Raw genomic sequence first — 11,863 nt, forward strand, 5'->3', positions numbered from 1 at the left:
ATAATATTCCTTTGTTGCTCATTATTATTGTAAAAAAAGTTGATAGCTTGGGTTGTTAGTTTCATCTTTCCAACCATAACCCAACGCTGTTAAGAACTGATGAAATTCAAGGTGCTCGTTATCTGGTAATTCAAACCCTGCAAGCACTTGCCCGATGGCAGCACCATGATTGCGATAATGAAATAACGTAATATTCCAACGTGCGCCTAATGTGTCTAAAAATGTGAGCAGCGCGCCACTGCATTCAGGAAACTCAAAACGGTAAACGCGCTCGGTTAAGGTGGCATTCGAACGCCCACCCACCATATGCCGCACATGTAACTTAGCCGTTTCATCATCCGACATATCTACATATTCATAACTATTATTGCTGAGTTGCTGTTTAAGTTCGGTCAGTTCGGCCGCGCCTTCTGTGAGCTTAATGCCTACATAAATATGTGCATGCGATGATGCCGCTTGCCGATAATTAAACTCGGTGATCGCTTTACCCCCTAATGCTTGGCAAAATGCGAGATAACTGCCTTTATGCTCAGGAATTTTTACCGCCAGCACCGCTTCTTTTTGTTCACCTAGCTCGGTACGTTCCGACACGTAGCGCAGCGTATCGAAGTTCATATTAGCTCCTGACAGCACCGCAGATAACTGCAATGGCACTTCATGATGCTTTGCAGCATATTTCTTTAAGCCTGCCAATGCTAATGCGCCCGCAGGCTCTGCAATGGCTCTTACATCATCAAAAATATCTTTTATGGCAGCACAAATTTCGTCACTGCTAACAGTGATCACTTCATCGCAGTATTGGCTTGCTAATCGAAAGGTTTCTTTTCCCATTTGCTTTACCGCTACGCCATCCGCAAATGTGCCAACACGCGACAACGCCGCAGGCACTGCAGTGTCAGTATTTTCTGCTTCACTAGCTACATTGGCATGATGCATTGTTAACGCATGTTGAAAACACGCTGCATCGTGAGGTTCAACACCAATCACCTTGATGCTGGGCATAAGGTACTTAATATACAGCGCCATTCCCGCCAATAAGCCGCCACCACCAACAGGAATAAACACCGCATCCAACTTAGGTTGCTGTTCAAGTAACTCTTTCGCAACGGTGCCTTGTCCAGCTATCACATTGGCATCATCAAACGGCGGAATAAACGTAGCGCCTGTTTCACGCGCAATGCACCGCGCTTGTTGTTGTGCTTCATCAAAATTTTTACCGTGCAACACAACATCAGCGCCCAAGCGCTTCACGGCACTCACTTTGATTTCTGGAGTAGTGATAGGCATTACAATCGTAGCGTTAATCGCCAGCTTAGTACTGGACAGCGCTACGCCTTGAGCATGATTACCTGCTGACGCAGCGATAACACCAGCAGCGCGCTGTGAAGCAGACAGTGTCACTATTTTGTTGTAGGCTCCACGGATTTTAAATGAATGCACAGGCTGCATATCTTCACGCTTAAGGCTGATTTTATGGCCTAACCGCGCACTTAATTTATGCAAACTACTTAATGGTGTATGTTGAGCCACATCATACACAGGAGCCAATAAAATCTGCTTAATGTACTGTTCAACTGACCAAGTCAGTAAGGGTTCGCTGGATGAATCAGCAACAGATAAATCATGGTTCAATTGACAAGCAGTTTGCGACGACATTAGTCCTGCTCCAGTTTTGCTAAATCACGTACCGCCCCTTGATCAGCACTGGTTGCTAACATGGCATAAGTTTTTAACGCGGCTGAAACTGGTCGCTCACGGTTAAGCGGTTTCCATGCTTTATTACCACGTTGCAACATCTGCTGTTTACGCGACGCTAATTCATCATCGCTTATTGCTAGCTGAATAGTTCGTTCAGGAATATTGATATCAATTGGGTCGTCGTTTTCAACTAACGCAATCACGCCACCACTTGCGGCTTCTGGCGATACATGACCAATCGACAAGCCTGATGTGCCACCTGAAAAGCGCCCGTCAGTAATTAATGCACACGCTTTGCCTAGCCCCATCGACTTTAAATAGCTTGTTGGATAAAGCATTTCTTGCATTCCCGGGCCGCCTTTTGGGCCTTCATAACGAATAACTACTACGTGCCCTGCTTTTACTTGTCCACTAAGAATGCCGCTCACCGCGTCATCTTGGCTTTCAAACACAATGGCTTTACCACTGAATATTAAACTGTCTTCATCAACACCTGCCGTTTTTACAATACATCCCTTTTCAGCTAAGTTGCCACTTAATACAGCTAACCCGCCATCTTGGCTATAAGCAAACTCACGACTGCGAATACAACCTGCTTCCCTGTCATCATCAAGGGTATCGAAACGACAATCTTGACTAAACGCTTTCGTGGTACGAATACCAGCAGGTCCTGCCCTAAAGAAGGAGTTAACAGTGTCATCTTTGGTAATTTTTACATCCCACTGTTGCAGCACGTTCGCCAGCGTATCAGCAGCGACATGGCCAACATCTGTATTCAATAAATTGGCGCGTGCCAGCTCGCCTAAAATGCCTATCACGCCACCAGCGCGATGTACATCTTCCATATGATATTTTGGTGTAGACGGCGCGACTTTACATAAATGCGGTACGATACGTGACAAGCGATCAATATCGTCCATGGTGAAGTTAATATTTGCTTCTTGCGCCGCAGCAAGCAGGTGCAATACCGTATTAGTTGAACCGCCCATCGCAATATCTAAACACATCGCATTTTCAAACGCAGATTTGTTAGCAATGTTACGTGGCAATACGGCTTCGTTACCATTGTCATAATATTGCTGACATAGCTCAACGATGCGCTTTCCTGCGTGTAAAAAGAGTTTTTCTCGGTCTTGATGAGTCGCCAGCATCGAGCCATTACCCGGTAATGATAACCCCAGCGCTTCCGTTAAACAGTTCATCGAATTAGCGGTAAACATGCCAGAGCATGAGCCACACGTTGGACAAGCAGAGCGTTCTATTTGTTCAGTTTGTTCGTCCGACACAGTAGGATCAGCAGCACTGACCATCGCATCGACTAAATCAAGCTTAATGATTTGATCAGACAGTTTAGTTTTACCCGCTTCCATCGGCCCGCCAGAAACAAACACCACTGGAATATTCAAGCGCATGGCGGCCATTAACATGCCCGGTGTAATTTTGTCGCAATTTGAAATACATACCATGGCATCCGCACAGTGTGCATTCACCATATATTCGACCGAATCAGCAATCAGCTCTCGCGAAGGTAAACTGTACAGCATACCGCTGTGCCCCATTGCAATACCATCGTCTACAGCAATAGTATTAAATTCTTTGGCAATGCCACCTGCCTGCTCTATTTCGCGTGCAACCAACTGGCCTAAGTCTTTTAAATGGACATGACCAGGCACAAACTGGGTAAACGAGTTAACTACGGCAATAATCGGTTTACCAAAGTCCTGATCTTTCACCCCCGTGGCGCGCCAAAGCGCACGTGCACCAGCCATGTTACGGCCTTGCGTTGTGGTTGCAGAGCGCAGGGTAATTTTACGGTTCGTACTCGTCATTATTGGTTCCTTACTATTGCCTACTTTTTTCATTGGTTAATGTGATTAAGGTTAACTATTTACTGGTGTTAACCAGCCCCATTTATCTTCAGTTTGACCGTTAAACAAACCAAAAAATGCCTTTTGTACCTTTTCAGTAATTGGACCTCGGCCGCCATTACCCACAGCAATACCATCAACACTGCGTACTGGTGTTACTTCTGCGGCTGTGCCACACATTAAAATTTCATCCGCAAGGTACAATGACTCGCGCGGAATATTTTGTTCACGCACTTCGTAGCCCATTTCTTGTAGTAAGGTAATAATCGTGGCACGGGTGATCCCCGGTAAAATTGCGGCAGTTAATGGGGTAGTCATGACCACGTTATCGCGGATCACAAATAAGTTTTCACCTGCACCTTCACTCACATAACCATGCACGTCTAAGGCGATGCCTTCACCATAACCATGTTGCGCCGCTTCAATTGAGATAAGCTGTGAAGAAAGGTAATTACCACCCGCTTTTGCACCAGTAGGTATGGTGTTTGCCGCTAATCTTGACCATGAAGACACACCGGCATCAACACCATTTTCAAGTGCTTCGTCACCTAAATATGCGCCCCAATTCATTGCTGCTACAGCAACGTCGGTTTCAGTGCCCGCGGGTACACGTAGCCCAAGACCGATTTCTCCATAAAAGGCGACCGGGCGTAAGTACGCTGACTTCATGCCGTTTTCTTTAATCACGTCTTTACATGCTTGGTTTATTTGCGCTTCGGTATAAGGGATAACCATGCGGTAGATTTTTGCTGAATCGAATAAGCGACGAGTGTGTTCCTCTAACCGAAAAATGCATGGGCCGTTAGGCGTATCGTAAGCGCGAACACCTTCAAATACCGACGATCCATAATGCAATGCATGGCTTAATACATGCACTTTAGCGTCAGCATACGGCATCATTTTTCCATTAAACCAAATTTTATCTACACTCATTGTAATTCCTTACTTTTCATTCTTTGTGTTGTGCGTTGCCATGGCATATAAACACGTTCTGTACGTATTCACCTGATCCATCATTTACGATCGTAGTGCCAAGGCAACATTCGTTGTACGGCTATTTATTGTTGCGATATCCATTGTATTCGACATTTTTTCTAGTGTTGGCTGCGTATCCAGTACGTTAACTGTAGCCACGTCAAATAATTTTTCTAACTGGTGCGTTAATAAATGGATCGCATGGTTGCTAGTTACTGTAACTGATATTAGTAACATTTGCTGATCATCTTGTTGATATTCGTTAGCAATCAACACTTGCTGTGTGGTGAGCTGTAATAGCTGAAATCCGCGAAAACGCATGGTCTGCAAAATACGCTCTAAGGCCGCTGGAGTCTGGTGCGCTAAAATCGTTAAAGACTGTTGATTATTCATTGCGTTAACTCCGTTAGCATTTCATGATTGGGGCGATTAGGGGGTACTAATGGCCATACATTGTCGGTTTCGTTAATTTTTACATGCAATAAAAACGCGCCTTGCCAACTCAGCATGGCTTCCAACGCTTGTGGAATATCTTGTGAACTGTCAATCGTTAACCCTGGAATATCAAATGCGGCGGCTAATTGCACAAAATCGGGGTTGTCAGATAAGTCGGTATGACTAAAACGTTTATCGAAAAACAGTTCTTGCCATTGCTTCACCATACCTAATCGACTGTTATCCATAATGATGATTTTAACAGGCAAACCAAATCGCTTAATCGTTGCTAACTCTTGCACATTCATCATAAAGCTACCGTCACCAGATACTGCTACCACAGTATCGCCAGTTCTTGCTAGCTGTGCGCCAATCGCAGCAGGTAAACCAAAGCCCATGGTGCCTAAGCCACCGCTAGTTAAATGATCGCTAGGTTGCGCAAATTGCATATGCTGCGCTACCCACATTTGATGCTGCCCTACGTCGCAACACACAACTTTATTAGACGGTAACGTATCACTTAATTGTTTTAAGAAGTGTGGCCCATCAATTTTACTAGTGACACCGTCATCTTCTTGCGCATTTGGGGTTGCCGTTGAGACTTGATCGTAATTCCATGCATAGGTTCGTTGCCAAGATTCCACTTGTTGCTGCCACGGTGTAAGATCAATTTGCTTGTCATTACTCGCAAGTAGCCCTGCGGTTAATTGCGGCAGCAAATGCTTGAAGGGTTCTACAAACGCCACATCAGCGGCACGCAGTTTGTTGATTTCCGCAGCATCAATATCGCAATGTATCACAGTGGCATCAGCGGCAAACTCATCTAATTTTCCGGTTACACGGTCATCGAAGCGCGCGCCAATACACATTAATAAATCACAGGCTTGTACAGTATAGTTGGCAGCTTGGCTGCCGTGCATACCCAGCATACCTAAATCAAGCGGATAATCTGTGGCAACCGTGCCTAGCGCCTTTAAGGTACTTACCACTGGCCATTTGGCTGCGTTAAGCAATGCGTTGAATTCCTCTTTCGCCTTCGCCATATGCACACCACCGCCAATATAAAGTAATGGGCGCTGGGCATCACTCATCAACTTTGCGGCTTGCTGTAAACGCTTGGAAAGATCACTCGGGTCAGGTGTTGTAGTCATTAATTGAGGCGCGTGTTGTGGTTGCGCGTTGTAATTAGCCGGTGCGTTATTGATCAGGGGTTTTTCATCCAGCATTTCCTCATCCAGCTCTTTCCCATCAATATGCGCTAATTGAATATCTTTTGGAATATCTACCAACACTGGGCCGGGACGACCATCATGTGCTAATGCAATTGCCGCTTTTAGCGTGTCGGCCAGCTGTTCAACAGACTCAACCAAAAAGCTATGTTTGGTCACCGTCAGTGACAATCCCAGCACATCCACTTCTTGAAAAGCGTCGGTGCCCATTACTTGGCTGGCAACTTGACCGGTAATTGCCACTAGTGGCACAGAATCTAACTTAGCATCAGCAAGCGCAGTAATAAGGTTCGTAGCGCCAGGGCCACTGGTCGCAAAACAAACGCCTGTTTTGCCACTTGAACGCGCATAGCCTAGTGCCGCAAATCCTGCACCTTGCTCGTGGCGGCACAAATAGTGGTTAATTTCGCTGTCATACAGAGCGTCATAAATTGGCATAATGGCACCACCCGGATAGCCAAAAACACTATCTATGTTGTGCTGCTGCAATGTGTGAAGTACCAATTCTGCGCCATTCATTTTTTGTTCTACCGTTATTTATTTGATGCCTAATTACTTTTTTTGGTCATAAAAAAACCCCCGGTCCTTGCGGAGCGGGGGTTTTCGGAAACTGTTGCAGCTAGTTACCCAATAACACACCCCGCCGTGCGCGAATAATCACGACGACCACTGAAATAATAATGTTGTTAATTAGGGTGATTAGGCTGTTCATACTTTAAATACTGTTTCTCGTTTACACTAAAAATTAGGTTAAGCGTTATGCTAAAAATGTCACTTCAAGCCATGTTAATGTTGAAGCGCTTAGAAAAAAGCCAACAACTGGTCAGCTTTGTTCTTTTATTTTTAGGCGCCTATGCAGTTAAAGTCAACGCCTTTATCAAGTTCCTTTAGTTATGGCTATATTCTTTTTAGGAATAAGAAGCCATTTATTACTGGTTAACAACATAAATAAAATTCAATGTATTTTCATTACTTTTAGCATCATAATTATCACTTTTATCTACAGTTAGTGACTTTTAATAATCGCTTTCATGTCCTTCATATAACCACGCAGTTCGCGACCCACTTGCTCTATGTGATGCTGTCTAATTGCGTCGTTCACAGTGGCTAACGCTTGATTATCAACGCTCAGCGAATCTAACGCTAACCCTTTACCTATTTGCTCTGTGGTTAGTTTCGGCATGATAGTGTCACGCAACATTGGTACGGCAGCGTTGGCAAAAAGGTAATTGCCATATTCCGCAGTATCTGAGATCACCACGTTCATTTCATATAGGCGTTTTCGCGCAATAGTATTCGCAATTAATGGCGTTTCGTGTAGTGACTCGTAATAAGCTGATTCAGGTAAAATGCCCGACTCAACCATCACTTCAAATGCCAATTCAACACCTGCTTTTATCATCGCGACTAGGAAAATACCCTGTTCAAAGTATGTTTGCTCTTCTAGCTTTTCTTCGCTAGCAGGCGCTTGCTCAAACCCAGTTTCATTGGTTTGTTCACGCCATGTCAGTAAATTTTTATCATTATTGTGCCAATCAGCAATCATATTCTGCGAAAAGTCACCGGATAAAATGTCATCCATGTGCTTTTCAAAAAGCGGTCTTAATGTATGTTTTAGTTGCTCGCTTAGCTCAAATGCCGCCAGTTTAGATGGATTAGAAAGTCTATCCATCATATGACTAATACCACCAATTTTTAGGGCTTCAGTGATGGTTTCTAATCCTTGCTGAATAAGTTCGGCAGCATATGCTGGTGCAATATCAGCTTCCATCATTTTGTCGTAACCTAGAATGGCAGCCGTTTGTAACATTCCGCATAATATGGTTTGTTCACCCATTAAATCCGACTTCACTTCAGCGACAAACGACGATGCTAATACGCCAGCACGGTCACCCCCAGTTGCAGAGGCTAGTGCTTTTGCAATCTCGAAACCTTGCTGTTGGGGATCATTCTCTGGGTGCACTGCAATTAAAGTCGGTACACCAAACCCACGTTTGTATTCTTCACGCACTTCGGTGCCTGGGCACTTAGGTGCACACATTACCACGGTGATATCTGAACGGATTTTCTGACCTTCTTCAACAATGTTAAAACCGTGCGAATAAGCAAGTGTGGCACCTTGCTTCATCAGTGGCATCACCGCTGCAACCACTTGACTATGCTGTTTATCGGGCGTTAAGTTATAGACTAGATCGGCATCAGGAATGAGCGTTTGGTAATCCCCAACTTCAAAATCGTTTTCTGTCGCACGTTGCCAAGACAGGCGTTGTTGGGTGATCGCTTCAGGGCGTAAGGCATACGCAATGGACAGCCCAGAATCACGCATATTTAAACCTTGGTTTAAGCCTTGAGCGCCACAACCAATAATGACTATTTTTTTACCCTTAAGAAATTGACAACCTTGTTCAAATTCGTCTCGCGCCATAAAACGGCACACGCCAAGTTGAGCAAGCTGTTGGCGAAGGCTCAACTGATTAAAATAATTTTGCTCAGCATGTTGGTTACTCATAACTTTCCTCGGGTAAAACAATAGGGATATGTAATCAATTAACTTGAGCAAAGTGTAGGCTGGGTTTATTATTTCGTAAATTGATATATTTGAAACTTATTATTTCTATTTATGAAATATAAGAAAAGAGTAAAAAGAACATGGATCTAAAATCGCTGAACGCATTTTTACACCTACGAAGTACGTTACATTTTTCGATGACGGCTGACGCCATTCACGTTAGTCCGCCCACGTTAAGTAGAATGATCCAGCGACTAGAAGAAACGTTTGGTTACCCTCTATTTAAACGCGATAATCGTAGCGTCACACTCACTGCCGAAGGCGAGCGTTTCGCATTGTTTGCTCAGCAGGTTGTTAGTCAATGGCAGGCGTTAAAACATGATGTTCAGCAGCATCACACACAGCTAAGTGGCGAATTGAAAATCTTCTGTACCGTAACCGCAGCGCACAGTTTTTTACCTAATATGCTTGAACGCTTCCACCAGCAACACCCTTTAGTGGATATTCATTTAACTACGGGTGATGCAAGTTTAGCGATTGAAAAAATAGCGAAACATGATGTAGATATTGCCATTGCAGCACGGCCGGACTCACTTGCAGATAAATTTGCGTTTCAAGCCATTGCCGACATTCCCCTACGTATTATTGCACCTACGCAGCACACCGCTTTTAGTGACGCATTACAAGGTACAGAAATTAATTGGCAAGCACTGCCTTTTGTTATGCCAGAAGCTGGCCCGGCGCGCAGCCACTTAATGGCGTGGTTAAAAGCCATGAAGTTAAAACCACAAGAGTATGCGCAAGTGTCTGGTCATGAAGCCATTGTCAGCATGGTTGCGCTAGGTTGCGGGGTGAGCATTGCTCCCGACTTAGTTATTGAGAATAGTCCGGTTAAAAATAAAGTACGCATTTTACCCGTGCCCGTTCAGCCTCAAGCATTCAATTTGGGGTTAAGCTGCTTGAAAAAACAGCTTAATAACCCACTAGTACAAGCTTTTTGGCAGTTGCAGCGTACTTAATCATAACGTACTTAATCATACGTACTTAACCATAGCGCATTTGCCATAATATTCGAACGGTTATAAGGGTGTTATGTTATCCAGAGTAGCTTTTATTCCAGTCGGTCCAAATCACATCAAAGCCTCTATGTTTAATACTCGCAGCCACTTCCGCAGGCGCGCGAACATCATCAATATCAAATTGCGCTAGTTGCGGCTTTTTCAAAGCTGTTTCATCAACATAGCCACCTGGTTGGGTTTGCGAACCCGCACTTAAATGGGTAACTCCCAATGGCAATAGATTATCTCTTAGTTTTGCAGGCTCTCGGGTTGATAACACAACCTCTAATTGCGGATTAAATAGCCGAAATGCACATATAAGCTTAGTGAGGCTGCGATCAGATAATGCGGCTTGTGGAGTCAATTGGTTATTATTGCCTGTGCAAGGGCGTAAGCGTGGAAACGCAACTGAATAACGTGTTCGCCAATAGCGTTTTTGCAAATATTGTAAGTGGCTCGCTAACGATAACGCATCTTCTTGCCACGAATCATGCAAGCCAAACAAACAGCCGAGTCCCACTTTATCCATTTTCGCCGCTCCTAATCTATCAGGCGCTTCCAGCCGCCAGCGAAAGTCGCGTTTATTACCACGCAAATGATATTGTTGATAACTCGGCTTGTGATAGGTTTCTTGATACACCATTACCGCATCCACTCCCCATTGTTTCACCAATGCGTACTGGTGCTGCGATAACGGTTGGCACTCTAACATTACGTAACTAAAATGCTTTTTTACAATCGGCAGTATTTGTTCAAAATAGGCCATACCTACTTTTGTTTCGTGCTCTCCGGTTACCAATAAAATTGCGTCATAACCCATTGCTTTAATGGCTAAACACTCAGCATCAACTTCTTCCCATGTAAGTGTTTTTCGCTTGATCTTATTGCTCATTGAAAAGCCACAATAACTGCATTCATTCGCGCATAAGTTAGATAAATACAGTGGAATAAATAGCTGTAAAGCATGGCCAAATCGTTGTCGCGTTAATTGCTGCGACAGCTGCGCCATTACCTCTAAATATGGATTTGCAGCATCAGAGATTAGTGTAGCTAAGTCATCTACTGACAGCATGTTATAGCTTTTTGCCCGTGCGACTTTGTTTAATACCTGCTCAACATCTGACGCAGTCCGTACTGCTAATGCTTGTTGTACTGTGTTTTGCTGCCAATGACTAAAAAAACTGGATGATAAATAGTCCATGAACACTATTCCTGCGTTTGGTTGATAAAAACCACGACATCACACATTATTTATCCATGCTCATCTAACAAAAAGTCGGTTAAGGGGCTAGTACCTATTGCACTCAACTTGCTGCTAGCGTTAGTCATGGCGTTATCGGCAGCTAATCCTGCCCGTCGTCCCTGCCAACCAGCATCCACGGCATGTTTAAATGCATTTGCCATTGCTACGGGATCATTAGCTACTGCCATTGCCGTATTAACCAGTACGGCGTCAGCTCCCATTTCAATAGCCGCACACGCATGGGAGGGTTTACCTATTCCCGCATCAACCACTACGGGCACTTGGGCCTGTTCAATGATAATTTCGAGCATTGCCTGAGTGGCCAAGCCTTGATTAGAACCTATTGGTGCACCAAGAGGCATGACAGCCGCACAGCCCACCTCTTCTAAACGCTTACACAACACAGGATCAGCACCACAGTAAGGCAGCACAATAAAGCCCTGCTTGCATAACTGCTCAGCCGCTTTTAAGGTTTCAATGGGATCGGGCATTAAATAATAGGGATCGGGGTGAATTTCTAATTTTAGCCAATTGGTTTGCAGCGCTTCTCGTGCCAACTCGGCGGCAAAAATCGCTTCTTGGGCTGTTTTCGCTCCGGACGTATTTGGCAATAACGAAATACGCTTATTTTCCATCAAAGGTTGCAAAAAAGGCATGATAGAGTCAACGGCTTGCTCAGAAATTTGTTGTGACTCTGTTTCTGAATTTATCACCATGCGTTTAAGCGCCACAGTAACGAGTTCAGTACCACTTGCCAGCAGGGCATCTTGCATTAATTGACCACTTGCAAATTTTCCTGTCCCCGTAAATAATCGCGAATTAAACTGCTTACCTGCTATCGTCAACAT

The 11,863-nt window shown here is 44.4% G+C and carries 9 protein-coding genes; 1 reads left to right on the top strand and 8 read right to left on the bottom strand.

Annotated features, from left to right (window positions below):
• Positions 1-24: 24 nt before the first annotated feature.
• The 6 genes from ilvA to ilvC form a co-directional block, all read right to left on the bottom strand.
• Positions 25-1,656: a threonine ammonia-lyase, biosynthetic gene (ilvA, locus tag HUU81_RS16220; RefSeq protein ID WP_199609940.1), complete on the bottom strand. Its 1,632-nt coding sequence runs from the start codon at positions 1,654-1,656 to the stop codon at positions 25-27.
• The gene (gene ilvD, locus HUU81_RS16225) at positions 1,656-3,527 is read right to left on the bottom strand and encodes a dihydroxy-acid dehydratase (protein ID WP_199609941.1); all 1,872 of its coding nucleotides are present in this window, start codon (positions 3,525-3,527) and stop codon (positions 1,656-1,658) included. The genes ilvA and ilvD overlap by 1 nt, the downstream gene beginning before the upstream one ends.
• A 51-nt stretch (positions 3,528-3,578) precedes the next feature.
• Complete coding sequence (locus tag HUU81_RS16230) at positions 3,579-4,499, bottom strand: branched-chain amino acid transaminase (RefSeq protein ID WP_199609942.1); 921 nt, start codon at positions 4,497-4,499, stop codon at positions 3,579-3,581.
• An 84-nt stretch (positions 4,500-4,583) separates the two neighbouring features.
• Positions 4,584-4,934 (bottom strand): acetolactate synthase 2 small subunit, encoded by a 351-nt coding sequence (gene ilvM / locus HUU81_RS16235; protein ID WP_199609943.1) that lies wholly within the window; start codon positions 4,932-4,934, stop codon positions 4,584-4,586.
• Positions 4,931-6,724, bottom strand: a complete 1,794-nt coding sequence (ilvG, locus tag HUU81_RS16240) for an acetolactate synthase 2 catalytic subunit (RefSeq protein ID WP_199609944.1) — start codon at positions 6,722-6,724, stop codon at positions 4,931-4,933. Before ilvG ends, ilvM begins: the two co-directional genes overlap by 4 nt.
• 487 nt (positions 6,725-7,211) lie before the next feature.
• A complete protein-coding gene (gene ilvC, locus HUU81_RS16245) occupies positions 7,212-8,714 on the bottom strand; it encodes a ketol-acid reductoisomerase (RefSeq protein ID WP_199609945.1) in 1,503 nt (500 codons plus the stop codon).
• Positions 8,715-8,854: 140 nt separating this feature from the next.
• Here ilvC and ilvY point away from each other — a divergent pair, with 140 nt between their 5' ends.
• On the top strand, positions 8,855-9,733 hold the full coding sequence (gene ilvY, locus HUU81_RS16250; protein WP_199609946.1) for an HTH-type transcriptional activator IlvY: 879 nt from the start codon (positions 8,855-8,857) through the stop codon (positions 9,731-9,733).
• 76 nt (positions 9,734-9,809) lie between these two features.
• Here ilvY and thiH read toward each other — a convergent pair whose 3' ends face one another.
• Positions 9,810-10,973, bottom strand: a complete 1,164-nt coding sequence (gene thiH, locus HUU81_RS16255) for a 2-iminoacetate synthase ThiH (RefSeq protein ID WP_199609947.1) — start codon at positions 10,971-10,973, stop codon at positions 9,810-9,812.
• A 50-nt stretch (positions 10,974-11,023) separates the two neighbouring features.
• Complete coding sequence (locus HUU81_RS16260; protein WP_199609948.1) at positions 11,024-11,863, bottom strand: thiazole synthase; 840 nt, start codon at positions 11,861-11,863, stop codon at positions 11,024-11,026.

Source organism: Flocculibacter collagenilyticus (assembly GCF_016469335.1).
Lineage (GTDB): Bacteria > Pseudomonadota > Gammaproteobacteria > Enterobacterales > Alteromonadaceae > Flocculibacter > Flocculibacter collagenilyticus.